A 24,427-nucleotide genomic window follows, 5' to 3' on the forward strand; every position below is an offset into this window, starting at 1 on the left:
GCACGGTGCCGCTGGGTCGACGGGGAAAAGCTACCGTGAGCAGGCGCCCGACGGGTGACGTAATGTCGGTCCCGGGGCCCGTACGCACCAAGCTTTCACTCGGCAGGACGTCACGGACCGGTGATACGGAGGGGAACTGGGGATGCGGGAGACAAGTCGGACGCGCCGCTCGCGCGGTGCGGCGGCAGCCCTGACGGCGGCACTCCTCCTGTTGACCGGCACGCTCGCGGGATGTGACTCCTCGTCGGACGCGAGAGGGAACGGCGCCCCCGCCACGCGGCGGCCCTCCCCCAAGCCCACCCCCCTCTGGAACCGCAGCCCGGACTCGATCGCCGCGGTCGGCGACTCCATCACCCGCGGGTTCGACGCGTGTGTCGTCCTCTCGGACTGCCCGGAGGTGTCCTGGGCGACCGGCACGGACACGACGGTGCGCAGCCTGGCGCTGCGGCTGATCGGCGCGCCCGCGGTGGCCGAGCGCAGCTGGAACTACGCGCGCTCCGGCGCGGATGTCGCCGATCTGGCCGAGCAGATGACGCAGGCCGCGGCGAAGAAGCCCGAATTGGTGACCGTGATGGTCGGCGCGAATGACGCCTGCGCGGACTCGGAGGAGCGGATGACGCCGGTCGACTCCTTCCGCCGGTCCTTCGAGGGCGCGCTGAAGGAGTTACGGCGTACGGCGCCGAAGGCCCAGGTGTACGTGTCGAGCGTGCCGGATCTCAAACAGCTCTGGTCGACCGGGCGCGGCAATCCGCTGGGCAGGCAGATCTGGAAGCTGGGCATCTGCGCGTCGATGCTGGGCAACGCGGACGACGAGAGCCCGAAGGCCGAGCTGCGGCGGACCCGGGTGCATGAGCGGGTGGTGGCGTACAACGAGGTGCTGAAGGACGTCTGCGGGAAGGACATGCGCTGCCGGTACGACGGCGGTGCGGTCTTCGACTTCCGGTTCAGCGGCGACCAGTTGAGCCGCTGGGACTGGTTCCACCCGAGCAAGAACGGCCAGGGCCGGCTGGCGGAGATCGCCTACCGCAACATCACGGCGGCGACCGCCCCGCGTGCATGACCCAGCAGGAGGGTGATCGCGCCCCCAGGGTGAGCGGTACGAGCACCTGACGGTCCTCCACGGCTGCTGGGGCCGGTGTGTCTCAAGTGGCACGGTAGCCACGGCCGTTGTCCGAAGGTGATACTTCCGCCACCCGACGGAAGGATTCCCGTGTCCCGGATACGCGCCCGCCTGGACGTAGTTGGCGTCGCCCTCGTCACCCTTGCCTTCGCGGCACCGCCACTCGCCGCCGCGGATCCGGCGCCGCCGTCGGGGTCGGCGTCGGCGTCGGCTCCCGCGGTCACCGTCGAGGAGGCGCGGCTCGACCAGGCCGTGCCCCAGGAGATCCTGCGGCGCAGTGGATTCGACACCGTGGCGCCACGGTTCGCGGAGGCGCTTCAGGGGGCTTCGTCGTACCGGCAGGCCGAGCGGGCCGTCGTACGCCATGGCTCGCGGCTGTGGGACCGGGCCGTCGACCGGGCCCAGGGCCGGGGGCCCGCGCGGGGCGATCTGAGCCGGGACGACGACCGGCCGCTGTACTGGGCGCGGCTCGGCATGACCCGTGAACTGCATGCCTGGCAGCCCGAGTTCGGACTGACGGGAACGGAGCGTGCGCGGCTGCTCGACCGGCTCGAGCGTTCCTCGCGCGGCCAGGACTCGATGAACCTTCCGGCAGGGAAGGGCATCAAGCGCATTGTGATGACGGGCTTCGACCCCTTCACGCTGGACCGTGACATCCGTATCAGCAATCCGTCCGGGGCGACGGCACTGGCACTGGACGGCACATGGATCCGTACGGCGGACGGACCGGCGAGGATCGAGACGGCGGTCTTCCCCGTGCGCTGGCAGGACTTCGCGGACGGCACGGTCGAGCAGACCCTGCGTTCGCCGCTGCCGAAGGCGGATCTGTTCACGACGGTGAGCCAGGGGCGGGTGGGCCGGATCGACATCGAGCGCACGAATGGTGCGTGGCGGGGCGGGTTCGGCGACAACGAGAACGTCTCGCGTACGGAGACGGTGCCGGTCAGCGACCCGGCGTCGCAGCCGCAGTGGACGACGACGACGCTTCCGTACCAGGCGATTGTGGCAGCGAGCACGGGGCGCTTCCCGGTGTACGACAACACGACGGTGACCGAGATCCCGGCGGGCGGAAGGGACCCGGTGGTCCGTCCCGACGGCCCGACGGCAGGTTCGACGGCGCGCGCCGGTGGCGGAGGCAACTACCTCTCGAACGAGATCGCGTACCGGGCGACGCTGCTGAGGGACCGGCTGGGGCTGACGATTCCCGGGGGCCATGTGCACACGCCGGTACTGCAGTTCGGCGCGGGGAACACGACGGAGATCACGGACCCGGAGTTCGTCCAGAACCGCCTTGACATCATCGCGCAGGTGCGGGAGATCATCCGGGTGGCGGCGGATTCGACGGCCTGACGGCCCTGAACGGGGGTCGTCCCACCTTCCGTTGAGGTGCGACGACCCCCGGCGCGCCACCGCCTCGTCCGACCATTGCCCGGCTCCAGCCTGCCATGTACCGTTCAAACGCGCGTTGCCCGGTCGTACGACGGGCGAAGTTCTACGCGCGCAGAATCGGCGCCCGCACCGCCTCTCCCCCACCCTTCATGGAGGTATGCCGGATGCTCGGATCCAGAGAGCCCAGAAGACACAGACGTGCGCTCAGCACCGCCATCGCCGTGTTCGGCGCCCTGATCGCCGGGACCGCCGTCCAGACCGGCACCACCGCCTCCGCGGCCCCCGCCGCCGACGCGCCCGCCGCGACCGCCGCCACTCCCCACCGCGTTCTCTTCGACAACACCAAGGCCGAGACCGCCGGCAACGCCGACTGGATCATCGGTACCGGTCAGCCCGACCCGCTCGCGCAGGACTCGACACCCAACGCCGAGACCGACTGGACCGGTGCCCTGTCCGCCTGGGGGGTCGCACTCCAGAAGACCGGCAACTACCAGCTCAAGACGCAGCCTTCGGGCAACACCATCACCTACGGCACCACCGCAGCGCTCGATCTGCAGAACTTCGACACCTTCGTGCTGCCCGAGCCGAACGTCCTGCTCAGCGCCGCCGAGAAGACCGCCGTCATGAAGTTCGTGCAGAACGGCGGCGGGCTCTTCCTGGTCTCCGACCACACCGGCGCCGACCGGAACAACGACGGCTACGACGCGGTCGAGGTCATCAACGACCTGATGAGCAACAACAGCGTCGACAGCACCGATCCGTTCGGCTTCTCCGTGGACACGCTCAGCGTCGGCACGGACAACCCGCGCGCCGTCAACGACACCACCAACCCGGTCCTGAACGGCTCCTTCGGCAAGGTCACCGGCAGCATCATCCGCAGCGGTACGACCGTCACCCTCAAGCCGGCCGACAACCCCGCCGTCAAGGGCCTGGTCTACCACACGGGCTACTCCGGCAACACCGGCGCCTTCTTCGCCACCAGCACCTTCGGCAGCGGCCGGGTCGCGGTCTGGGGCGACAGCTCACCCATCGACGACGGCACCGGCCAGTCCGGCAACACCCTCTACAACGGCTGGAACGACACCGCGGGCACCAACGCGGCCCTCGCCCTCAACGCCACCGAATGGCTCTCCGGCGGCACGGGCGGAGGCGGCGGAGGCGGCACCTGCACCGCCGCCCAGCTGATCGCCAACCCCGGCTTCGAATCCGGCAGCACCTCATGGACGGCCAGCAGCGGCGTCATCACCAACGACACCGGTGAGGCCGCCCGTACCGGCTCCTACAAGGCCTGGCTCAGCGGCTACGGCTCCGCCCACACCGACACCCTGTCCCAGTCGGTGACCATCCCCTCCGGCTGCGCCGCCGCCACGCTCAGCTTCCATCTGCACATCGACACGGCCGAGACCACTACGAGCACGGCCTACGACACCCTCAAGGTCCAGGTCCTGAACAGCGGCGGCACGGTCCTGTCCACGCTCGCCACGTACTCCAACCTCAATGCGGCGAGCGGCTACACCCAGCGCAGCTTCAGTCTCGGCGCGTACGCCGGACAGACCATCACGCTCAAGTTCACGGGCACGGAGGGCTCGCAACTCCAGACGTCGTTCGTCATCGACGACACCGCGCTCAATGTGAGCTGAGCCCGGCCACGGTCTGCCTCACCCTGAGGGACGCCTCGGGACCAGGCCTGGCGGTGGCGGGTATTGGTCAGTCCTTGGTCAAGCTGTACGGGGCCGGGTGGTCGTCGTCGCTCTCGGGCGGCGCCACCAGGTCCCGTACCATCAGCGTCGCCCCCGCCACCGCACCCGGCATCAGGAAGACCGCGACGAACGGCACCAGGAAGGCGAAGGTGAGCGGGACGCCGAAGCCGAGCGTGAGCATTCTGCGGCCCCGCAGCAGCCCCAGACGCTCCCTGAGCTCGACACCGCGCCGCTGAAGGGCGACCGCGGTGAGCTCTTCGGCGAGGAAGAAGCCCGAGACGCAGAAGCCGAGCGCCGGGACGACGGTCTGGCCGACGACCGGGATGAAGCCGAGCGCGAAGAGCAGCACTCCGTACAGCACCACGCGCAGCACGACCCGCAGGGAGTCCCGTGCGGAGATCCACAGCTCCCGCCAGAGCGGCAGCCCCGACTCGGGAACCTCGCCGCCCTCGCTGCGGTCGACCTGCTCGGACAGTGACTCGTAGAAGGGCTGGCCCACCAGCAGGGTCACCGCCGTGAAGGTGATCACTGCGAGGAACAGCCCGAAGGCGAAGACCAGCGCGGTCAGAGTGCCGCGGACCAGCCCCTGCCAGGGCGAGGACCAGTCGTCGGCGAACGGTGTGGCCCAGGCGGTCAGGTCATCGGCACCGTAGGCGAGGGAGAGGAGCGCGGCGACGTACAGCACCAGGGTCACCAGCCCCGGCAGCAGCCCGAAGCCGAACCACCGGCCGTGCCGGGCCACCCACCGCTGGCCCTTCACCAAATAGCCGAAGCCCACCCCGAGATCACGCATACGGACCACCCTATCGGGGGCGGCCCGATCCGCAGCCAGGAGGCCGGTGGCGGCGGCTCGCCGAACCGGGTGGCACGCTCAAGCCCCCCTTGTTGTTCGGGAGTTGAACCGGTAGACCCCTGCGTACTGATCGTTGTGCTGATCGACTACGACACTCCGGAGGCACGTACGCATGGGTATCCCCAGACCCGTCCTGGCCGTCACCGCCGCGCTCGCCGGTGCGCTGCTGCTCGCGCCGGGACCGGCGACCGCCGTCCCCGGCGCGCCCGGTCGCGACGGGCCGCATCCCGTACGCGAAGGCGGCGGGCGCGACACCACGGCTGCCCGGGCTCCGCTCTCGGCCACGGCCGATGCTCTGCGCGGCGCGACGCCCCAGCTCACCAAGAGCGGCGGCTATCCGCGCCGCACCGTCCTCGATGCGCCGCCCGTGAACCCGGCCGACAAGTCGATCAAGCTGGGCCTCGCGCCGTACCACTCGCTCGCCCCTCGGCTGAACGCCCTGCAGAAGCTCGGCGACCGGGTCAGCGTCGAGGTCGCCGGGCACTCCGCCGGCGGGCACGAGCTGTATCTCGTCACCGTCACCGCGCCCGAGAGCGCGCGCCAGGCGCGTGAGCAGGAGCGGATGCGGGAGCGGATCGAGAACGTTCCGGCCGCCGCCGCCAAGGACCGGCGCATCACGTCCTCGTACAAGACGCCGGTGTTCATCAACAACAACATCCACGGCAATGAGTGGGAGGGCACGGACGCCGCCCTGGGGCTCATCGAGCAGCTGGCGAAGGCGAAGGACCGCACGACGGCCGAGCTGCTGTCGAAGAACCGCATCCATCTCAATGTGACAGCGAACCCGGACGGCCGTATCGCCGGAACGCGCGTCAATGCCAACGGCTTCGACCTGAACCGTGACTTCATCACCGGCTCCCAGCCCGAGGCGCGTGCCATCCGGCAGATCGCCATCGACAAGCAGCCCGCCGTCATGCTCGATCTGCACGGCTACGTCAACGGCACGCTGATCGAGCCGACGACTCCGCCGCACGGCGAGAACTACGAGTACGACCTCTTCCTGAAGAACGCCTACGCCAATGCCCTGGGCATGGAGAAGGCCGTCAACGGGCTGGGGTACACCCCGGCGAAGGACGGCGTCGAGCCCGCCGTCATCCCCTTCCGGGACCAGAAGGAGGGCTGGGACGACTGGCCGCCCGTCTTCACCCCGCAGTACATGCCGTTCCAGGGCGCGGTGGCCGCGCACACCATCGAGTTCCCGATGGCGGTCAACAACGAGGAGTACGACTCCCTGCCGGTCGCCGAGCTGCGCCGCCGGGCCGCGATCAACACGGCCGTCGCGGGCGCGGCGATGCGCGCGACGCTCGACTACACGCGCACGCACCGCACGTCGGTGATCGCCGACCAGATCGAGACCTTCCGGCGGGGCGCGGCGGGCGAGGCGCAGCGGCCGGTGTCCGAGAAGACCGTGCCGGGGGTGCCGGGCATCGGTCCCGAGGACGTGTACACCACGACCTTCCCGCGCGCGTATGTCATCCCGGCCGGGCGCGGGCAGAGGTCGGCGACCGCGGCGGCCCGTCTGGTGGACCATCTGGTCGTCAACGATGTGCGGGTCGAACAGGCCGTGCTGCCCTTCAGGCTCTCGGGCCGAAGCTATCCGGCGGGGTCGTACGTCGTCGACATGCACCAGTCCAAGCGCGGCATCGCCAATGTGATCCTGGCCGACGGCCGGGACATCAGCGCGGACGTCGCCACGATGTACGACATCTCGGGCTGGAGCCTGGGCCTGCTGTGGGGCGCGACGGTGGAGAAGGCCGCCACGGGCGAGCTCCATGTGGTGAGCCGTCCGGTGCATGCCGCGTCGCCCACCGGCCAGGTCGCCCCGTTCGGAGATCTGCGGCTGCGGCTCGACGACCCGAAGGAGCTCGCCGCCGTCAACTCCCTGCTCGCGCAGGGGGTTTCGGTGCGCCGGGCGGCGGACGGGTCCGCGATCGTGCCGGCGTCGGCGCGGGAGCGGGCCGCCGTGCTCGCGGACCGTTTCGGGGTCCGGTTCACGGCCACGAAGGAGCGCGGCGTCGCGCCGCTGAAGCGGACCCGGGTCGCCGCGGCGGTGACGGCGGGCGAGCAGTTCGCGCTGCGTGAGATGGGCTTCGAGGTGCTGCCGGTGTCGACGGAGGCCCTCAACGCGGGCTTCGACTGGTCGACGGCGGATGTGCTGTATGTGTCGGCCGGTCTTGAGTACGGAAAGCTGACGGCCGCCGCCCGCAAGGCCTTCCTCGGCAGCGGTGTCGGCGTGGTCGGGCTCGGCTCGGACGGCGCCTCGTTCAACACGGCTGCCGGGCTGCTCGCGGTCAAGGCGGTCGTCGGCAACGGCGACGCCAACGGTGTGGTGCGCGTGGCCAACGCCGGCGGTGCGATCACCGGCGGCGCCCCGGCGCACACCTTTGTGTACTCGCCGCTGTGGTTCACCGACCTCGGCCCGGGTGTGCGCGCCGACCAGTCGTACGGCACCGGCAACCCGCTGGTCGCGGGCCACTGGCGGGCGCTGGACGACGGAACGGGCGGCCCGAAGGACGCGGCGGGCCGTGCGTCGATCGTCAGCGGCAGGACGGCGAAGGGCGCGCCGGTGGTGCTGTTCGGCACCGAGCCGCTGTTCCGCGACCATCCGAAGGGCGTGTTCGCACAGGTCGGCCGGGCGCTGCTGGCGCACTGAGGTCGCTCTGCCGGCGCACTGAGTCCGCGCTGATCACGCACTGAGGGCCGCACCCCGGACGGGGTGCGGCCCTCTCGTACGCAGTGCCGGTCGGACTCCTGGGCCGTGCCGGTCAGACCGCGAGGTCGACCGTGATGTTGCCGCGGGTCGCCTTGGAGTACGGGCAGACCTGGTGGGCCTTCTCGATCAGGTCCTTGGCGGTGGCGGCGTCCACGTTCGGGATGTCCGCGGAGATCTTGACGATGATCCCGAAGCCGTCGTCGTTCTTGCCGATGCCGACCTCGGCAGTGACCGTCGAGCCGGATATGTCGGCCTTCTCCTGGCGGGCGACGACACCCAGCGCACCCTGGAAGCAGGCGCTGAAACCGGCGGCGAAGAGCTGCTCCGGGTTGGTGCCCGCACCGGAACCGCCCAACTCCTTCGGCGGATTGACGACGACATCGAGCTGACCGTCATGGGTGGCGACGCGGCCGTCCCGGCCGTTCTGCGCGGTGGCCACGGCGGTGTACAGGACGTCGGACTGCTGGATGGACATGAAGAGATTTCCTTCTGTGGTTCACCGCGGCTCGCGCCCACGACCGCGGTGGCTGGGGACGAGACTACTGGGTGAGCGAAACGATCATCTTCCCGGTGTTCTCGCCGCGCAGCAGACCGGCGAAGGCCTCGTAGCCGTTCTCGATGCCCTCGACGACGGTCTCGTTGTACTTGAGCTCACCGGAGGCGATCCAGCCCGCGACATCCTGGACGAACTGCGGCTGGAGGGCGGCGTGGTCGCCCACGAGCACGCCCTGCAGGCGCAGCCGCTTGCCGATGACCATGGCGAGGTTGCGCGGTCCCGGGGTGGGCTCGGTGTTGTTGTACTGGGCGATCATGCCGCAGATGGTGGCGCGGCCGTGCACGTTGAGCGAGGAGATCGCGGCCTCGAGGTGGTCCCCGCCGACGTTGTCGAAGTAGACGTCGATGCCGTCCGGGGCGGCTTCCTTCAGCTGCTCCCCGACCGGGCCGTTCTTGTAGTTGAAGGCCGCGTCGAAGCCGTACTCCTCGACGAGGAGCTTGACCTTCTCGTCCGAGCCCGCCGAGCCGATGACGCGGGACGCACCCTTGAGCTTCGCCATCTGGCCGACCTGGCTGCCCACCGCGCCGGCCGCGCCGGAGACGAAGACCGCGTCGCCCTCCTTGAAGGAGGCGACGTCGAAGAGGCCGGCGTAGGCGGTGAGGCCGGTCATGCCCAGCACACCGAGGTAGGCGGAGAGCGGGGCGAGGGAGGCGTCGACCTTGGTGGCGTGCTTGGCGGGCACATCGGCGTACTCGCGCCAGCCGAGGCCGTGCAGGACGTGGTCGCCGACGGCGAAGCCCTCGGCGTTGGACGCGATGATCTCGCCGACCGCGCCGCCGTCCATGGGCCGGTCGAGCTGGAACGGCGGGACGTACGACTTCACGTCGTTCATCCGGCCGCGCATGTAGGGGTCGACCGAGAAGTACAGATTGCGTACGAGGATGCGGCCCTCGGCCGGCTCGGACACCGGCGCCTCACGCAGAGCGAAGTCCTCCGCCGTGGGCCAGCCGTGCGGACGGGCGACGAGGTGCCATTCACGGCCGGATGCGGGAAGTGCGGACATGCTCGTTCCTCCTAGAAAAGCTTCACCAACTGAAACAACCATGCTCCTGGATATTTCATGTTGTCAAGTATCCGGGTATCCTGGTGCCCATGGCCACACCACGAACAGATCCACTGACCGCCGAAGTCGTCGAACTGATCGGCACCGTCGTGGCCCGCTACCACACGGAGTACGAGCAGGCGGCGGCCAAGCACTCACTGACCGGGGCGCAGGCCCGGGTGCTCGGACTGCTGACTCTGGAGCCGATGCCCATGCGCCGGGTCGCGCAGCAGCTGAAGTGCGAGCCGTCGAACATCACCGGCATCGTGGACCGGCTGGAGGCGCACGGCCTGGTGGAGCGGCGGCCCGATCCGAACGACCGCAGGGTGAAGCTCGCCGCGCCGACGGAGGAGGGAGCCGAGACCGCACGCAAACTGCGGGAATCGCTGGACTTCGCGCGCGAGCCGCTGGCGGAACTCTCCGAGGAGGAGCGGACGGTGCTGCGGGATCTGCTCAGACGGATGCTGGGCGAGCGGACGTCGTAGCCTCGCCCTTTCTGCCCGTCGGATGCACCACCTGCTGGATGCACCACCGGTTCAGATACACCAGAAGAGGAACTGATTGCAGGTCTCTGTGGGGGTGGGGGTGGGGGTCGGCCCCGACTGCGGGGGTTGCTGCGAAGGGTCCGCCGTGCCCGTCGCGCTCGGCCGCCCGGTGCCCGACGGTTCCGCGCTGCCCGAGGGCCCGCCCACGGAGGGGCTGGCGGACGGACCGCCACCGGCCGGTCCGCCGGCCCTCGGCTTCCCGGAACCGCTGCCGCCCGGGCCCTTGCCGGACCCGGTGCTTGTGGCGCGCGCAGGGCTGGACGACGTGACGGCCGGTTCGGTCACCTCGTCGGGACCCGGAGGAGTCACATCGTCGTCCGTCGGCTCCGGAGCGGGCTCCGTCTCGACGCTCGGGTCCTCTTTCACGGCGGTGGCCGCGCCCTCGTCGCCCGGATTCTCCAGGGCCAGCTCGGCCAGGCTCAGCGCGCCCGCCGCGAGCACCAGGCCGACCGTGCCGAACAGCACCTTGCGGCCACGCCGCTTACGGCCCCGGCGTCCGGCCGGCGGCTTGCGGCGCGACGGGGGCTGACGGCGGGAACGCCGATGGCCCACGGGCTCGGACACCTCGTCGAGTTCGTAGACGTGGTCCGCCGCGGGCGCACTGGGGCTGAGATGCCGCAGCTCCTCGACGGGGGTGCCGCAGCCTGCACAGGCCAGCGCGCCGTTGAGGTGCCGTCGACACTGGTGGCAGTAATCCATGGCGTCCGCAGGCTATGCGGCGGGGAGTACGAGAGGTGGATGAGATTGTGAGAATGTTGTGCGGAACCTTCACTGTCGCGGCGAGTCAGCTTCGTACGGTTGACGGCGCGTTCGAACCACACCGCCGGGCAGAATGTCGCGCATGACCGCAGCCGCGCCGTTCGGGCCCCTCGATTTCCAGCTGGTGCTGCTGCGCCGGATGGCCGACCATCAACCGGATCTCGTCGAGGACGCCCGCGGGGAACTCGGGGTCTCGGTGGCGCACATGCGCGAGGCCAACCGCCGCTGGCAGGCGATGGTCCGGGCACCCAGGAGCCGAGGTGCGCTCGCCCGTTACCGTTCGGTGCTCGGCGAGCCGGAACGGGTCGTACGGCGGACGATCGGCGATCTGGCGTGCGACGCACTGCTGTGGCCAGTGCCGCTCTGGCCGGATCTGCGCTTCGAGGTGCTGGCCGCGGACGGAGGGGCGGTGTGGAACGAGTGGCTGGTCCGCGCCCCGGGGGCGGCGGGGCCGGAGCTGCGTACGGCCGATGATCTGGTGCCGTGGTCCTGCACCGTGGACGAGGTGGCGAGGGCGTTCCCGCCGGCGAGGCCGATGGAGGGCTCGGCGCCGACGCGATGGCAGCTGGAGATCACGCTGCCGGGCGGTGAGCGGTGCGTGGCGGAGTTCTGCTGGGGCCTTCTGCAGAGGCGGCTGGACTGAGCCGGCGGGGATCCCCCCGAACGGCTGAACAGATCTGGCGGTGCGTCAGCTCCGTACCCCCGACCGGCTCACCCAGCGCGCGCACCTCCCGAGGCGATCGCACGATGCGAACAAGTACCGCACTCGGGAGGATCTGCCGTGACCGTCAGCCTTGAGCAGTTGCGCCGTTGCCATGTCGCCGTCGACCTGGGAGCAGCGAGGACCAGGGTCTTCGTGAAGGGGGCCGGGCTTGTCGTCGACGAGCCGAGCGTCGCCGCCGTCAACACCCGCACCGGCGCGCTGATCGCGGTCGGAGAGCTCGCCGAGAAGATGACGGGCCGTACGCCCGACTACATCCGCGTGGCCCGCCCCATCTCCGGCGGCACCATCGTCGACATCGACATGGCCCAGCGGATGCTCCGTCACCTCCTCGGCGAAAAGCTCCGCCGCCAGCTGCGCCGCAAGCCGCGGCTGCGCGCCGCCGCCTGCACCCCGCACGACAGCGACCCGCTCGCCGAGCGCGCCGCCGTCGAGACCCTCGTCGGCCTCGGCGCCCGCCGGGTCGAACTGGTCGACACCCTGATCGCCGCGGCCGTCGGCTGCGGACTGCCCGTCGAGCAGCCCACCGCGACCATGATCATGGTGTGCGGCGCGGCGACCACGCAGGTCGCCGTGCTCTCGCTCGGCGCGATCGTCACCGCCGAGCGGATCCCGGTGGGCGGCAACGCCATCGACCATGCGGTGATCCAGCACCTGCGCCACCAGCACGAACTGATGCTGCCCAGCCAGTCCGTACGCCCCCTCCAGCTGGCGCTGCACGGCAACGGCCTCACCACCCACGGACCGGCCTCCACCGAGATCCACGGCCGGGACGTGGCCACCGGCCTCGCCCGCTCGGTGCGTGTCGACACCGCCGCCGTACGGAACGCGATCCACACCCCGCTCACCTCCGTGCTCGACGGCATCGGCAAGGTGCTGCGGGACTGCCCGCCGGACCTGGTCGCCGATCTCGCCGACCGCGGGATCATGATGGTCGGCGGGAGCGCGCTGCTGCCGGGCCTGGACCAGATGCTGCGGGATGCGACCGGAATGCCGGTGAACATCGCCGAACGGCCCGACATCTGCGCCGTGCTCGGCCTCGGCTCGATGCTGGAGGGCAAGATCCAGTCGACGGTCCTCGATCCGCTCGTCGAAAGCAGCTGCTGACAGGACCCCGGCACACTGCGGCACGCTCAGATCGCGGGCGCCCCGGTAGCGGCCCGCAGGGCGATCCGGGTCGATGACTGGGCGACGCCGGCCTCGCGTTTGAGGGTGCGCAGCAGAGCGTCCAGTTCGGCGGGGTCGGCGGCTCTGGCCCGTACGAGATAGTCGTGCGCGCCCGTCACATGGACGACCTCGGTGATGCCGGGCAGCTTGAGCACGACCCGCTCGAACTCCTCGTTCGTCGTGTCGAGCCGAAGCGTGATGTCGATGAAGACGACGAGACCCGCGCGGGTGTCGGCCGTGGGATCGACAAGGGTGGTGAAGCCGTGGATGACTCCCTCGCGGAGCATCCGGCGCACCCGGTCGGCGGCGGCGTTGGCGCTGAGGCCGACCCGGACGCCGAGATCGCGGTACGAGATCCGCGCATCCTGGCGCAGCACACCGAGGATTTCACTGTCGAGGTTGTCCATACCGCGATTGTCGCAGTACGAGCCGGAAGTCGACCGCGCGAGCAGCGGCCGCGGCCCGACAGTGTGCGCCATGAGTGAGATGTGGACGACGGCGATGGCGGGTGCGGCAGCGGGCCTGGGGGTGGCGATGCCCGTGGGAGCAGTGGGTGTGCTGCTCGTCCAGGAGGGCATGCGCGACCGCCGCGGTGCGGTGGCCGCCGCGGCCGCGGTCGCCGTCGTCGACTGCGCGTACGCCGCCGTGGCGACCGCGCTCGGCCCCCTCGTCGCCTCCGCGCTCTCCGGCGTCGAGGCCTGGGTCCGGCTGGTGTCGGCCACCGTGCTGGCGGTGATCGCGGTGCGCGGGCTGGTGGCCTCGCGGCATCCGGGGCCCGTCGCCGCGGGCGGGGGCGACGGCGCCGGACCGGTGCGCACGTTCACCCGGTTCGCCGCGCTCACGCTCATCAACCCCACTACCGCGCTGTACTTCGCCGCCCTGACCACCGCTCAGGGCGCGGCGCTGGTGAGCGGCGAGGCCGGGGCCGTATTCGTCGGCGGGGTCTTCCTGGCCTCACTCGTGTGGCAGCAACTGCTCGTCGCGGCCAGTGGTTTCGCGGGCGCACGCATCTCGGACGCCGCCCGCGCCTGGACCTTCCGGCTCGGCTACGGCCTGGTGGCGGTGTACGCGGTCAAGGTCGCGCTCCCTCTTCCCTGAAGCACTGCCGATCAGCGGCCGGCGCGAGCGCCGAAGCTGAAGCGTCAGTTTCGGCATAAGTTGCGGCGTCGGCTATGGCGTTGGCTTGCGGGCGTCGTAGCGCGCGAAGTCGCGCCAGCGCAGGGCCAGCAGGGAGATCGCGAGCACACAGGCGAGGCCGCCGCCCGTCACTGTCACCGTCGGCGAGGTCAGATCGGCGACGCTGCCGGCCAGGAAGTCGCCCAGGCGCGGGCCGCCCGCGACAACGACGATGAAGACGCCCTGGAGACGGCCGCGCATCTCGTCCGGGGCGGCGGTCTGCATCATCGTGTTCCGGAAGACCATCGAGACGGTGTCCGCACAGCCGGCGAGGGCGAGGAAGAACAGCCCGAGCCAGAGGTTGCGGGTGAGCCCGAAGACGGCGATCGCGGTCCCCCAGGCGCCGACGGCGAGCAGTACCGCAAGACCGTGCCTGCGGATCCGCCCCTGCCAGCCGGAGAACACCCCGCCGAGCAGCGCGCCCAGGGCCGGGGCGGCGACCAGCAGTCCGGTGGTGCGGGCGTCGCCTCCGTACCAGAGGACGGCGACGGCCGGGAAGAGCGCGCGCGGATGGGCCAGGATCATGGCGCAGAAGTCCGAGAAGAAGGTCATCCGCAGATTGGGCCGGGTGGCGAGGAAGCGAAGCCCGTCCAGTACGGACGCCTTCTTCGCCCCGGCCGCACGTTCGGGGCGCATGGAGGGCAGCCGCCACATCGCGTACAGCGACGCGGAGAAGGCCACGGCGTCGATGAAATACGCGGTCTGGTACCCCGCGAACCCGACGATCAGCCCGCCGAGCATCGGCCCGAGCAGCGTCCCCGAGGTCATGGTCATGGAGCTGAGCGCATTGGCGGCGGGCAGTTGCTCGGGCGGCAGCAGCCGCGGGATCATGGCGCTGCGCGCCGGGGAGTTGACGGCGGCGCAGACGGCTTGCAGCGCGACGACGGCGTACAGGAACCAGACGTGCCCGAATCCGATGAACGCCCCTGCCGCGAGGGCGGCGGACAGCACGGCGGACCCGCTCGAACTGACGAGCCCGAGCGTGCGCCGGTCGACGGTGTCGGCGATGGCCCCGCCGTAGAGCCCGAAGGCGACGAGCGGGACGAGCGAGCAGAGCCCGACGAGCCCCACGGCGAAGGTGGAGCGGGTGATGTCGTACACCTGGAGCGAAATGGCGAGGGCGGTCATCCCCTGCCCGACCCAGGAAATGGTGCTGCCGAACCAGAGCCGCCGGTAGTCGGCGGAGGTACGCAGAGGCGTGAGATCGGCGAGTATCCGGGGGCGGGCGGTGTCTGTCGGCATGCGCCGCAGTATATGAACGCCTTCCGAGGCTGCCCCTTACATCCCCCGCACCGCACCCGGCTCGCCGCGCGCCCCCGCATTCACCCGAATAGCGTGAAAGGGAAGCACCCCCAACCAGGAGGTTCGCCCCATGGCCGTTCACCTCGAAGGCACGCCCTGCTGGACCGACGCCATGTTCCCCGACCTGGAAAGCGCCAAGCGCTTCTACGGTGAGCTGCTCGGCTGGACGTTCGGCGAGGCCTCGGAAGAATTCGGCTATTACACACAGGCGTACTCGGACGGCAAGGCCGCGGCCGCCGTCTCACCGCAGATGCCCGGTATGGAGAGCATCCCGCCCGCCTGGAACCTCTACTTCGCCACCCCCGACGCCGACTCCACCGCCGCGAAGATACGGAAGAACGGCGGAACGCTCTCCATGGAGCCGATGCAGGTCGGCGAGTTCGGCACCATGCTCACCGCCCGGGACCCCAGCGGCACCTACTTCAGCGCCTGGCAGCCCGGCAGCCACGAGGGCTTCGAGAAGACCGGCGAGCCCGGCTCGTACGCCTGGGCCGAAGTCACCACGCGGGACGCCGACAAGGCGGACGACTTCTTCCCCGCCGTCTTCCCTTTCGAGGTCCAGAAGATGAGCGGCGACCAGGTCGACTTCGCGGTGTGGAACATCGGCGGCCAGCCGGTCGCGGGCCGGCTCAAGATGACCTCCGACTTCCCGCCGGAGGTGCCGCCGTACGTCAATGTCTACTTCGCCGTGCAGGACTGCGACAACGCCGTCGCCACGGTCAACAGGCTCGGCGGGAAGCTGCACTTCGGCCCGATGGACAGCCCCTTCGGCCGCATCGCCGCGGTCTCGGACCAGCAGGGTGCCGCGTTCTCCGTGATCGATCTGCAGACGACGGTCGGCGACATGCCCCAGTTCACCTGAACGGTTCGCCCGGCGAGTGCGTCCGGAAGAGCACGCTGGACGCACGAGGCGAGGCCGCGTCCACGGGTGGCGCGGCCTCACCTCGTGCATTCCCCCGGTACCGCCTCACCACCGTGCCCGGTCCGGGCCACCGCTCTCGTCATCCGTCGGCACGATCTGTCTCCTCCGCGCGGCGGAGCACCGCCGGGCTCGGCAGGTCCCGCCCGGCCGGGAGCCGATCCGCCACGTCAGCGGGGCGCAGCCGGAGCGCGGGCTCCTCTGGCGGGCCGTCGCTTTCGGCGGACCCGTCGTCCGCCCCGGCCCGGTCGTCGCCGACGCGTCGCGTGTCGGGCCGCCGGTCCTGCCCGTACGGATCATCGCCGTACGGATCGTCCCCGTCCCGATCATCGCCGTACGGATCCTGGCCGTACGGACCGTCGTCGCGTGATGGTGGCGTCCCACCCGACTCCCCGGGCGGCCGCGAGGCCACCGCGGACGTCGGCAAGGCGTTGACCTCCTTGGTCGCCGGTCTGCCCGAGTCCGCGCTCGGCCTGATCTTGGGGAAGACCGAGGCAACGTTGTCGGTGGCCCATCGCTGCGCCATCGACCCGTCCCGGACCTTGACGACCACGCTCGACCCGATGTCCGCCGAGGCGGGGACGACGGCGAGATCGTCGTTCCAGCGCGGGATCACATCGCCCTGGATGGTCAGGTCGTAGCGCACGTCCGACGCATTGACCGCCGACGAGTCCGTGCACGGGCCGAGGACCGTCACGCCGTCCAGCGCATGGGAGTTGAGGCACAGGTCGACCGCGGCCGCGCTGCGCAGCAGCCCGTCGTTCTCGTACACCCACTCCTGCGTGACGGAGGTCGAGCAGTCCGCCATCGCAACCTCCGCGCCGAGTCGCGCCCTGCGGTCCCTGACATCGAGGCACAGACCGGTGTCGACATTGCGCAGCCGGGTGCTCAGCGGGCCCGTCGGAAGCCCGGCGGTCGTGGTCGACGGCTCAGGAACGGGGCTGGACGGCCGGGATCCGGGCCCGGGCATCGCGGTGACGGAGCCGCTCGGGGCGACCGGCCCGGCGTGGCTGCCGTCGTCGGGCCAGAGCGCGATGACGACGGTCGCGACAACGAGCAGACCCGTCATGATCCCGAGGCCGGTGATGACGGCCCCGCGCCCGCGCTGGGGCAGCGAGGGGCCGCGGCTCTGAAAGGGGCGGCCCGGGAAGTTGATACGGGGCAGCGCGCGCGGGCGGCCGCCCCGCGAGTGCCGCCCGGCGCCGCGCACCGCGTTGCGCACACCGGCCGCCCGGGCCTGGAAGCGCGCGTTGTTGCGGGCGGGCCGCGAGTCGAGGTAGGGCTGGGCGGCCCGGCCGAGCACGCCCTCGGCGAGCAGCAGGGCCAGCCGGCCGTCGACGTGGTTGAGCTGTTCGGCGGCGAAGCGGCAGTGCTTGCACTTCGCCAGATGCGTCTGGATGTCGGGTATCAGGGTGCCGCCGCGGCGCAGGGATACGTCGAGGAGACGGCTGTAGTGGCGGCAATCCTGGTCCGGCGCGGTTTCCAGATGGACCCGCAGGCAGCCCGCGCGGAAGATGTCACGCGCCTGTTCGAGCTGGGACGCCGCGCTACGGGGATCGATGGCCAGCAAACCCGCCGGTACGGATATGCCCTCGGCCTCGACCTCGGCGTGCCAGAGCAGACATTGGGCTGGCCCCGGCAATGCCTGGAAAGCCCGAGCGACGAGTGCACGATTCTCCGGGATGGTGAACATGTCGACCGGAACTGAACGTCCGGTGTCCGGATTCTGGAGTTCGGATAGCGCGGTGATGCGCTCGTCCGCCGCCCACACCTTGCCGATTTGACGGGCAGTCACCAGAAGCAGCGGCCGAAGAGCAGCCGTCGTGCGGGCCTGCCGCAGATTTTCCAGCAGCTTGCCGCAGGCGGCCGTGGCGAGCATGGAGGCAGCCTTGGCCGAAGGAGTGCAGATCGAAGCGTAGTCGAACGCCGGTTGCCAGTGCCTCGCCAGCAGCACTGCTACGGGACGGGCGTCATCCTTCCCCTCGCTGGTCCGCAGTGTCGCAGCGAGACCTTCGTCGGAGTCCTGGGAGCTGAGACCGGCACGAGGAGGGACGGGTCCCGGAGTACGGGGATTCTGCATAGACGTCTATCCATCCAGGGCATTGCGGTGGGGGGTTGAGCGGGGGTTCCGGTCCCCGGCCCGGGTTAGCGGGACCGAGGATTTCTGTCGCTTGAAAGGGTGCGTGCGTGGTCGCTTGGTCTGTACCGCAGCCTTTTCGAACGAGTGAACAAAAATCACCTTGTTCGGACGGGAGGAAGCTCACCCTTACACAACTCACAGCCGTGGAACAAGAGTTCCGGAACGGCGACCATTCAGGGCCTTGCAAGAAAAAGGAAAAAGCAGCTCGACTCTTGTTCGGAGTTGGCCGGTTTGCTCGGTGGGGCGGGAGTGTGCAGCTCACGTCGCTGTGTCCTCATGTCGACCATCGGCACAGGACCGCGCGCCTCGGCCGTACCGGAATGCCGAACATTACGGACCCGTAGGTAATTTGACGTCGAGTCAGTTACTGGTGAGTTTTCTTTGGAACGGCCCGGCGCTGTCGGTTCAGAGCGTCACAATGACCGTTTCCGTCACCTTGACACTGGCCCATACGGAAGTCCCGTCGGCAAGGCCCGGTTCGACGACCGCCTGCGGAGTGATCTCGGCCACGAGATCCGGCGCCCGGCTCGAGGCGACCAGGGTGCGCAGCCGGCTGCCGGTCGCCTGCTCTCGTCCAGTACGAGTACCCGGTCGGCGAGCGAGACGGCTTCCAGCGGGTCGTGGGTGAGATCGGACAGACGCCGCCGAAGCTGCCGAGATGCTGCGCAGGGTGTGGCGCACGGGGGCGCGGGTGGTCTGGTCGAGCACGGCAAGGGGTCGTCGAACGTAGGTGCGTGTCAGCTGCTCAGGTGCGAGAGGCGACGCGCGGAGGCGAGGGCCGAACACGGCTACATGGTTGACAGAGGGTCAGAGAATCCCCTGGTCACCGTATGTCGGGCTGTCGCGCCGCCGCAAACCTGCTAGCTGTGGGCGCGATAGCGAACCGAACATTCCGGGGCAAATACCCCGGAAGTGCCGGGTTGGATCGCCCCCAATGCCCTAACGAAAGGTCCGGGATGCCCAAATTTTTCGGCGCCGCCCTCCTCGCTCTTGCCCTGTTGACCGCTTCACCGACCTCTACAGCGGCCAAGGAGTCTGCCCAGTCCGGCCAGATCCCGGGCCGGTACATCGTGACCCTCTCGGACACAGCCACCCGCGGGGACGTCGATATGGATGCGGCTGTGGACGAGGCTGTCGAGCAGGCCTCCACCATGGGTGCGGTGGTGCACCACGTCTACCGCTACGCCCTCCACGGCTATGCGGCATCCATGACCCCGAACGCCGCTGCCGCGCTCGCCGCCGACCCGCAGTATTCCGTGCAGCCCGACCGGTGGGTACACGCCACCGCCCAGACGGTCCCGACCGGTGTGGACCGGGCGGAGGCGGAAAAGAGCCACACCGCCGCCATCGACGGCAATGACACCCGGGTCAATGCCGACGTCGCGGTCATCGACACCGGAGTCAATCTGAACCACCCGGACCTGAACGTGTACAAGGCCGGCGGCAAGAACTGCACGATGCCGATCCCCTTGCTGCCCCCCGAGGACTACCACGGCCATGGCAGCCATGTCGCCGGAACCATTGGCGCCCTGGACAACGGCACCGGAGTGGTCGGGGTGGCACCGGGCGTCCGGATCTGGCCGGTGCAGGTGCTCAATGCCCTCGGCATCGGCAGCACGTCGGACGTCATCTGCGGCATCGACTACGTCACCCAGCACGCCGACCAGATCGAAGTCGCCAACATGAGTCTGGGCGGCGAGGGCACCGACGACGGCAACTGCGGCAAGACCAACGGTGATGCCGAGCACCGGGCGATCTGCGATTCGGTCGCCAAGGGCGTCACCTACACCGTTGCGGCCGCCAACGACCACGCCGACGCGAAGAACATCACCCCCGCCGCGTACGACGAAGTGATCACCGTCAGCGCCCTGGCCGACTTCGACGGCAAGCCCGGGGGCCTCGGCCGGCCCACATGTCGCAGCGACCAGGACGACACCTTCGCCGACTTCTCGAACTACGGCGCCGACGTCGACCTGATCGCCCCGGGCGTGTGCATCCTCTCCACCTCCAAAAACGGCGGCTACGCCACGCTGTCCGGCACCTCGATGGCAGCACCTCACGTCGCGGGCGGCGCGGCACTGTACCGAGCCACCCACCCGAACGCGTCACCCCAGGAAGTCAAGGCGGCGCTGCAGGCTGCCGGCAGCCTCGACTGGACCTGGCCCTCCCAGGACGGCGACGCCACCCAGGAGCGCCTCCTCAAGGTCTCCTCCTTCTGATTCGCCGGACACGATCGTGGGCGCGCCCCGTTGGGGGCGCGCCCATTCGCATCGACGCCCAACCCATGCCCGACGGCGGACCCGGTGGGCCCCGTCCGGGAGTATCCTTGAGTTACCGGGAACACTTCGTACACCAGCCACCAAGCTCGTGTCGTTCCCGGCGAATCACGACACCGGGCCGGCCCATGACCGGCCCGGAGCAGGGTCCGCGCCATGACCGCGACCATTTTGTATACGCCCGCGGTCGAAGACCGGACCTCTTCTTCGTTGCCGCTGCGACTCACGCTGGCGCCGGCCGGCACCTCGCCGACTCTGCTCGACGGTGCGTGGTGGCCGCGCTCCCGCGACCTGACGGTGGAACTTCCCGCGCTGACAGCCGTACTGGACCCGCTGTGGGGGCGGATCACCCGTGTCACGGTGAACCCCACGTTCTGGCCGGTCATCCCCCGCAAGGTGCCCGTCCACGGGCATCTCGTCCATGTGGGCTGGTTCAGGGCCGAGCAGGACCCGCACAAACTGCTGCTGCTCTCCTACACCGCCGGCCGCTGGGACCTGCTGGTCATCCCACCCGAGACCAGCCCCGCCACAGCTGCCCGGTTGATGACCACAGCCACTGATCCGTTGCACAGCCTCACAGCGAGCGCCTTGATCCAGGAGGCGGAGTTCTTCCGGATCGCGGCCGAGGCCGACTGGGACTCGACCCGGGAGACGGTCTGGGATTCCGAAGGCGGCCATGGGCCGTCTGCGGCCGCGCCATCGCGCCTTCGCGCCCGAAAGTTGGACCCCTTGCTTGAGATACCGCCCCTCGACGACTGATCGGCGCCGTCGAGCCCTGAGAACGGGCGGCTTCCGGCCGACCTGTCGGACCGGGCCGAGGACTATGCTGACGTGTGGACGTCCCGGACCCCGGCGGCCTGTGGTTGCTCAACACAGATGGCTGCGGCGAGCGGATCCTCAGTCCGGTCACCCGCCGCATCCCCTGGAGAGAGCTGGGTGGGTCACCACCGCACCCGCTGCCCGGATGGTCTTCCGAACCGAGGCGTCATGCCCCTTCCGCAACTGAACGTCTACCGGCACGACAGAAGGAAACGGGCGCTGATCACCCTGGCCGGTGAAATCGACCTGGATACAGCGCCTTTGGTGCGCGAATCGCTGGACAAGTGCCTGCGCGACGGCATCCGCACCATCGACATCGACCTCACCGCTGTCACCTTCTGCGACTGCAGCGGCCTCAATGCCTTCCTCTACGCGTCACAACAGACCATGGAAGCCGGTGGGGCCCTCCAACTGCACTACCCGCCGCCGCTGGTGGCTCGGCTCGTCGATCTCACCGGCACCGGTTTCCTGTTCCTCGCCCCGGCCGCTCCGGCCCTGCCGCGTCAGCCGGCTCCGGTCACGCCTGCCCTCTCGGGCGGTGTGCTGTGATGGCCGCATGGTCCCGGCAGAGGCGGCCGCGGAACCGCGATGGTCATGCCCGGGCTCAGTGGCCGGGGTGATACCTCGAAGCCGGTCGGCCCGGATCCGGGTGCTGGTGGCCGAGCAGGCGGCCCTGCGCGGCGCCGGGGTCGGCGTGGTGGATGTGTGTACGGCGGCGGTGGCCGCGCTGCCGGTCAGCGGGGCCGGGGTGTCCGCCATGTCCCGGACCGCAGCCAGCCATCCGTTGTGCAGCACCGACGACATCAGCGAGCAACTGGAAGAACTGCAGCTCACACTGGGCGTGGGGCCCTGCGTGGATGCATTCACGCAGGGCTCGGCCGTCTTGACGCCGGACCTGCGGACCGGTGAACTTCAGGGCCGCTGGCCCGTGTTCGCCGATGCGGCCTTGCAAGCAGGAGCGCTCGCCGTCTTCGCGCTCCCCCTGCACATGGGGGCGATCAGTCCCGGAGTTCTGGACCTGTACTCCCGAGTTCCGGTCCGGTTGAATGCGGAAGAGCTGGCCGATGCGTTGGCATTCGCGGATATCGCGACTCTGATCCTGCTCGATGCGCAGATCGACGTGACGGGCGCGCCGACCGGCGCAATGCTGGACATGCGCCTGGAGGACCTGAGCGCGTACCGGGCCGAGATCGACCAGGCCGCCGGCATGCTCACGGTCCAACTCGGCGTCGGGATCGAAGAAGCCTTCGTCCGGCTCCGCGCCTACGCCTATGCCCAAGGGCGCCGACTCGCCGAGGTGTCCGCCGACGTGGTCGCCCGCCGCATCCGCTTCTCCCCGAACACGGATCCAGATCCAGATGCAGATCCAGCTGACGACGATGCCTAGACCAGTCTCAACAGAGGGTGTCCACAATGAATCAGCAGCTCCTCGCCAAAACCTTCGTCGAACTCGCCGACAACCTGGTCGCCGACTTCGACCTGATCGACTTCCTGCGCCTGCTGACCGACCGGTGCGTCGGCATGCTCGGCGCCAGCGCGGCCGGCGTTCTGCTCGCAGACCGGGACGGCGAACTGCGGGTGATGGCCGCCTCCGACGAACAGGTGCGCCTGCTCGAGCTCTTTCAGCTCCAGAACGACGAAGGCCCCTGCCTGGAATGCTTCCACACCGGCGCACCCGTAACAGTCCCCGACCTGCGCACGCAGGCCGACCGCTGGCCGCGCTTCGTCGCGCAGGCCCAGCACAGCGGGTTCGCCGCAGTCCAAGCCCTGCCGATGCGCCTGCGGGACGAGGTCGTCGGCGCCCTCAACCTCTTCCGCGCCCATCCCGGCCCCTTCGACCCGGTCGGCACACCCATCGCCCAGGCCCTGGCCGACGTCGCCACCATCAGCCTGCTGCAACAACGTTCCACCCACCGCAGCACGGTTCTCAACGAACAGCTGCAGACCGCGCTGAACAGCCGCGTACTGATCGAACAGGCCAAAGGCAAACTCGCCGAACGTCAGGGCATCGACATGGAACAGGCCTTCACCGCACTGCGGAGTTACGCCCGCGCACACAACCGCCGCCTTTCCGACCTCGCCCGCGCTTTCATCGACGGCACCGAACCCCTCGCCGGCCTGAGCGCCTGACCACGGTCGCCCGGTCCCACTTCGACCGCCGCCGGTGAACGGTCACAGACGGCGCCAGCGCGCCGAGGCGAAGGAGAAGACGCCGAAGAGAATCAGTCCGACCGCGACGGCGACCAGGAGCCACGGCCCCATCGGGGTGTGCGAGAAACTGCGGAGCGTCGCGTCCACGCCCTTGGCCTCGTGCGGGTCGAAGCGGACGGCCGCCACCACGATGAAGATCCCGGCCGCGGCGAACACGGCGCCGCGCGCCACGCCGCCGCCCACACCCAGCCCGGTCACGACCTGCCGTGTGCGGCGGCTCATGGCCCCGGTGTCCAGCTGCCGCAGGAAGCGCCGCAGCGCCGCCCGTACGGCGAGTACCGCGCCGACGCCGATCACGACACAGCCCGCGGCACCCACCAGCACACGTCCGTAGGGCAGTTCAAGCGCCGATGCCGTCCAGTCCTGCGACTTCGCATCGCCGCTGGAGCCCTGGCCGCTCCCGGCGGCAAACGCGGCAGTCGCCCAGCAGACCGCGGCGTAGAAGAGCGCCCGGCCACCGTCCAACAACCGGGAGGCGGTCTTCCGCCGCCGCCCCCTGGCCAGCACCGCGCGGGCGCCCCGCCAGAGCGCCATGCCGCCGAAGCCGACGACAAGCGCCCACAGCATCACCCTCCCGAAGGGCTGCTCCGCGACCTGGCGCAGCGCGCCCTGGCGATCGGCCTCCTCGCCACCACTCCCCAGCGCGATCTTTACGGCCAGCGCGCCGATGAGGACATACACGACGCCCCGGGCGACGAAGCCCGCCCGCCCTGCGGCGGTCAACGTCTGCTTCTCCGCGGAGCGACGGGGCGTGAATCTCGAGGACCAGCCCCGACCGTGTGCGTGAGACGACGTCACGATCCCTCCCTCAGTGTGGGCGCGCGGTGCGCGTCCTGAGCCTCCGGGTGCCCCCGGCCGAGGGTCTGATGCACGCTGGTGGACGGCATTCGCGACCAACTCAACCGTGGCGGGGGGGCCCGGGGGGGGCCGGGCGGCCGCCCCCCCCCCCGTTAAAAACCCCCGGGGTGGGCCACCCCGGGGGGGGGGTGTTGGGGCCCCCCCCCGGGGGGGGGTTTTTT

22 protein-coding genes and 1 pseudogene are annotated in these 24,427 nt (G+C 70.1%); 14 read left to right on the forward strand and 9 right to left on the reverse strand.

The window, feature by feature from the left end; translation table 11 throughout:
- The first annotated feature begins 142 nt into the window (after positions 1–142).
- The 3 genes from ACI2LP_RS04910 (at position 143) to ACI2LP_RS04920 (ending at position 4,149) form a co-directional block, all read left to right on the forward strand.
- Positions 143–1,060, forward strand: a complete 918-nt coding sequence (locus tag ACI2LP_RS04910) for an SGNH/GDSL hydrolase family protein (RefSeq protein WP_404723146.1) — start codon at positions 143–145, stop codon at positions 1,058–1,060.
- A gap of 150 nt (positions 1,061–1,210) precedes the next feature.
- The gene (locus tag ACI2LP_RS04915) at positions 1,211–2,470 is read left to right on the forward strand and encodes a pyroglutamyl peptidase (protein WP_404723147.1); all 1,260 of its coding nucleotides are present in this window, start codon (positions 1,211–1,213) and stop codon (positions 2,468–2,470) included.
- 203 nt (positions 2,471–2,673) lie between these two features.
- The gene (locus ACI2LP_RS04920) at positions 2,674–4,149 is read left to right on the forward strand and encodes a hydrolase (protein ID WP_404723148.1); all 1,476 of its coding nucleotides are present in this window, start codon (positions 2,674–2,676) and stop codon (positions 4,147–4,149) included.
- Positions 4,150–4,216: 67 nt separating this feature from the next.
- On the opposite strand, the gene ACI2LP_RS04925 is transcribed toward ACI2LP_RS04920, so the two are convergent.
- The gene (locus tag ACI2LP_RS04925; protein ID WP_404723149.1) at positions 4,217–5,002 is read right to left on the reverse strand and encodes an EI24 domain-containing protein; all 786 of its coding nucleotides are present in this window, start codon (positions 5,000–5,002) and stop codon (positions 4,217–4,219) included.
- A gap of 172 nt (positions 5,003–5,174) precedes the next feature.
- Between ACI2LP_RS04925 and ACI2LP_RS04930 the strand changes: the two genes are divergently transcribed.
- Entirely contained in the window at positions 5,175–7,715 is a 2,541-nt protein-coding gene (locus tag ACI2LP_RS04930; protein ID WP_404723150.1) for a M14 family zinc carboxypeptidase, read from the forward strand.
- 112 nt (positions 7,716–7,827) lie between these two features.
- Here the strand turns inward: ACI2LP_RS04930 and ACI2LP_RS04935 are convergent, their stop codons facing one another.
- On the reverse strand, positions 7,828–8,250 hold the full coding sequence (locus ACI2LP_RS04935) for an organic hydroperoxide resistance protein (protein WP_404723151.1): 423 nt from the start codon (positions 8,248–8,250) through the stop codon (positions 7,828–7,830).
- Positions 8,251–8,314: 64 nt separating this feature from the next.
- Positions 8,315–9,334 carry an NADP-dependent oxidoreductase gene (locus ACI2LP_RS04940; RefSeq protein ID WP_404723152.1) on the reverse strand — a complete coding sequence of 340 codons (1,020 nt, stop codon included), beginning with the start codon at positions 9,332–9,334 and terminating at the stop codon, positions 8,315–8,317.
- 89 nt (positions 9,335–9,423) lie between these two features.
- Between ACI2LP_RS04940 and ACI2LP_RS04945 the strand changes: the two genes are divergently transcribed.
- Positions 9,424–9,858 (forward strand): MarR family winged helix-turn-helix transcriptional regulator, encoded by a 435-nt coding sequence (locus tag ACI2LP_RS04945; RefSeq protein ID WP_404723153.1) that lies wholly within the window; start codon positions 9,424–9,426, stop codon positions 9,856–9,858.
- Between the two features lie 51 nt (positions 9,859–9,909).
- Here the strand turns inward: ACI2LP_RS04945 and ACI2LP_RS04950 are convergent, their stop codons facing one another.
- A complete protein-coding gene (locus ACI2LP_RS04950; RefSeq protein WP_404723154.1) occupies positions 9,910–10,617 on the reverse strand; it encodes a hypothetical protein in 708 nt (235 codons plus the stop codon).
- Positions 10,618–10,759: 142 nt separating this feature from the next.
- Here ACI2LP_RS04950 and ACI2LP_RS04955 point away from each other — a divergent pair, with 142 nt between their 5' ends.
- Together ACI2LP_RS04955 and ACI2LP_RS04960 are read left to right on the forward strand one after the other, a co-directional pair.
- Entirely contained in the window at positions 10,760–11,320 is a 561-nt protein-coding gene (locus ACI2LP_RS04955; protein WP_404723155.1) for a hypothetical protein, read from the forward strand.
- Between the two features lie 138 nt (positions 11,321–11,458).
- Positions 11,459–12,505, forward strand: coding sequence for a rod shape-determining protein (locus ACI2LP_RS04960; RefSeq protein WP_404723156.1), 1,047 nt, complete (start codon positions 11,459–11,461; stop codon positions 12,503–12,505).
- Between the two features lie 26 nt (positions 12,506–12,531).
- Here ACI2LP_RS04960 and ACI2LP_RS04965 read toward each other — a convergent pair whose 3' ends face one another.
- Positions 12,532–12,972, reverse strand: coding sequence for an Lrp/AsnC family transcriptional regulator (locus ACI2LP_RS04965; RefSeq protein ID WP_404723735.1), 441 nt, complete (start codon positions 12,970–12,972; stop codon positions 12,532–12,534).
- Between the two features lie 70 nt (positions 12,973–13,042).
- Between ACI2LP_RS04965 and ACI2LP_RS04970 the strand changes: the two genes are divergently transcribed.
- Positions 13,043–13,663: a hypothetical protein gene (locus ACI2LP_RS04970; protein WP_404723157.1), complete on the forward strand. Its 621-nt coding sequence runs from the start codon at positions 13,043–13,045 to the stop codon at positions 13,661–13,663.
- 72 nt (positions 13,664–13,735) lie between these two features.
- On the opposite strand, the gene ACI2LP_RS04975 is transcribed toward ACI2LP_RS04970, so the two are convergent.
- The gene (locus ACI2LP_RS04975; protein WP_404723158.1) at positions 13,736–14,983 is read right to left on the reverse strand and encodes an MFS transporter; all 1,248 of its coding nucleotides are present in this window, start codon (positions 14,981–14,983) and stop codon (positions 13,736–13,738) included.
- Between the two features lie 130 nt (positions 14,984–15,113).
- On the opposite strand from ACI2LP_RS04975, the gene ACI2LP_RS04980 reads away from it, so the two are divergent.
- Positions 15,114–15,905 (forward strand): VOC family protein, encoded by a 792-nt coding sequence (locus tag ACI2LP_RS04980; RefSeq protein ID WP_404723159.1) that lies wholly within the window; start codon positions 15,114–15,116, stop codon positions 15,903–15,905.
- 139 nt (positions 15,906–16,044) lie between these two features.
- Here ACI2LP_RS04980 and ACI2LP_RS04985 read toward each other — a convergent pair whose 3' ends face one another.
- Entirely contained in the window at positions 16,045–17,841 is a 1,797-nt protein-coding gene (locus tag ACI2LP_RS04985) for an RICIN domain-containing protein (RefSeq protein ID WP_404723160.1), read from the reverse strand.
- A 666-nt stretch (positions 17,842–18,507) separates the two neighbouring features.
- Positions 18,508–18,819 (reverse strand): annotated as a pseudogene (locus ACI2LP_RS04990) (hypothetical protein); the annotation flags it as partial.
- A gap of 239 nt (positions 18,820–19,058) precedes the next feature.
- Here ACI2LP_RS04990 and ACI2LP_RS04995 point away from each other — a divergent pair.
- The 5 genes from ACI2LP_RS04995 (at position 19,059) to ACI2LP_RS05015 (ending at position 23,327) form a co-directional block, all read left to right on the forward strand.
- Positions 19,059–20,321 (forward strand): S8 family peptidase, encoded by a 1,263-nt coding sequence (locus ACI2LP_RS04995; protein WP_404723161.1) that lies wholly within the window; start codon positions 19,059–19,061, stop codon positions 20,319–20,321.
- Positions 20,322–20,534: 213 nt separating this feature from the next.
- The gene (locus ACI2LP_RS05000; RefSeq protein WP_404723162.1) at positions 20,535–21,137 is read left to right on the forward strand and encodes a DUF5994 family protein; all 603 of its coding nucleotides are present in this window, start codon (positions 20,535–20,537) and stop codon (positions 21,135–21,137) included.
- A gap of 228 nt (positions 21,138–21,365) precedes the next feature.
- Complete coding sequence (locus tag ACI2LP_RS05005) at positions 21,366–21,746, forward strand: STAS domain-containing protein (RefSeq protein WP_404723163.1); 381 nt, start codon at positions 21,366–21,368, stop codon at positions 21,744–21,746.
- A gap of 106 nt (positions 21,747–21,852) precedes the next feature.
- Positions 21,853–22,584: an ANTAR domain-containing protein gene (locus tag ACI2LP_RS05010; protein WP_404723164.1), complete on the forward strand. Its 732-nt coding sequence runs from the start codon at positions 21,853–21,855 to the stop codon at positions 22,582–22,584.
- Positions 22,585–22,610: 26 nt separating this feature from the next.
- Positions 22,611–23,327 (forward strand): GAF and ANTAR domain-containing protein, encoded by a 717-nt coding sequence (locus ACI2LP_RS05015; RefSeq protein ID WP_404723165.1) that lies wholly within the window; start codon positions 22,611–22,613, stop codon positions 23,325–23,327.
- Positions 23,328–23,369: 42 nt separating this feature from the next.
- Here the strand turns inward: ACI2LP_RS05015 and ACI2LP_RS05020 are convergent, their stop codons facing one another.
- Entirely contained in the window at positions 23,370–24,206 is an 837-nt protein-coding gene (locus tag ACI2LP_RS05020) for a DUF1206 domain-containing protein (protein WP_404723166.1), read from the reverse strand.
- Positions 24,207–24,427: the final 221 nt, after the last annotated feature.

The organism is Streptomyces sp. NPDC019890 (assembly GCF_044903445.1).
Lineage (GTDB): Bacteria > Actinomycetota > Actinomycetes > Streptomycetales > Streptomycetaceae > Streptomyces.

Coding starts and splice junctions, on each gene's coding strand:
- ACI2LP_RS05015 (WP_404723165.1), top strand. CDS start 22,611: ATGAATCAGCAGCTCCTCGCCAAAACCTTCGTCGAACTCGCCGACAAC.
- ACI2LP_RS04995 (WP_404723161.1), top strand. CDS start 19,059: ATGCCCAAATTTTTCGGCGCCGCCCTCCTCGCTCTTGCCCTGTTGACC.
- ACI2LP_RS05000 (WP_404723162.1), top strand. CDS start 20,535: ATGACCGCGACCATTTTGTATACGCCCGCGGTCGAAGACCGGACCTCT.
- ACI2LP_RS04970 (WP_404723157.1), top strand. CDS start 13,043: ATGAGTGAGATGTGGACGACGGCGATGGCGGGTGCGGCAGCGGGCCTG.
- ACI2LP_RS04955 (WP_404723155.1), top strand. CDS start 10,760: ATGACCGCAGCCGCGCCGTTCGGGCCCCTCGATTTCCAGCTGGTGCTG.
- ACI2LP_RS04930 (WP_404723150.1), top strand. CDS start 5,175: ATGGGTATCCCCAGACCCGTCCTGGCCGTCACCGCCGCGCTCGCCGGT.
- ACI2LP_RS04980 (WP_404723159.1), top strand. CDS start 15,114: ATGGCCGTTCACCTCGAAGGCACGCCCTGCTGGACCGACGCCATGTTC.
- ACI2LP_RS04935 (WP_404723151.1), bottom strand. CDS start 8,250: ATGTCCATCCAGCAGTCCGACGTCCTGTACACCGCCGTGGCCACCGCG.
- ACI2LP_RS04920 (WP_404723148.1), top strand. CDS start 2,674: ATGCTCGGATCCAGAGAGCCCAGAAGACACAGACGTGCGCTCAGCACC.
- ACI2LP_RS04945 (WP_404723153.1), top strand. CDS start 9,424: ATGGCCACACCACGAACAGATCCACTGACCGCCGAAGTCGTCGAACTG.
- ACI2LP_RS04965 (WP_404723735.1), bottom strand. CDS start 12,972: ATGGACAACCTCGACAGTGAAATCCTCGGTGTGCTGCGCCAGGATGCG.
- ACI2LP_RS04985 (WP_404723160.1), bottom strand. CDS start 17,841: ATGCTCGCCACGGCCGCCTGCGGCAAGCTGCTGGAAAATCTGCGGCAG.
- ACI2LP_RS04925 (WP_404723149.1), bottom strand. CDS start 5,002: ATGCGTGATCTCGGGGTGGGCTTCGGCTATTTGGTGAAGGGCCAGCGG.
- ACI2LP_RS04940 (WP_404723152.1), bottom strand. CDS start 9,334: ATGTCCGCACTTCCCGCATCCGGCCGTGAATGGCACCTCGTCGCCCGT.
- ACI2LP_RS04975 (WP_404723158.1), bottom strand. CDS start 14,983: ATGCCGACAGACACCGCCCGCCCCCGGATACTCGCCGATCTCACGCCT.
- ACI2LP_RS04910 (WP_404723146.1), top strand. CDS start 143: ATGCGGGAGACAAGTCGGACGCGCCGCTCGCGCGGTGCGGCGGCAGCC.
- ACI2LP_RS05005 (WP_404723163.1), top strand. CDS start 21,366: ATGCCCCTTCCGCAACTGAACGTCTACCGGCACGACAGAAGGAAACGG.
- ACI2LP_RS04950 (WP_404723154.1), bottom strand. CDS start 10,617: ATGGATTACTGCCACCAGTGTCGACGGCACCTCAACGGCGCGCTGGCC.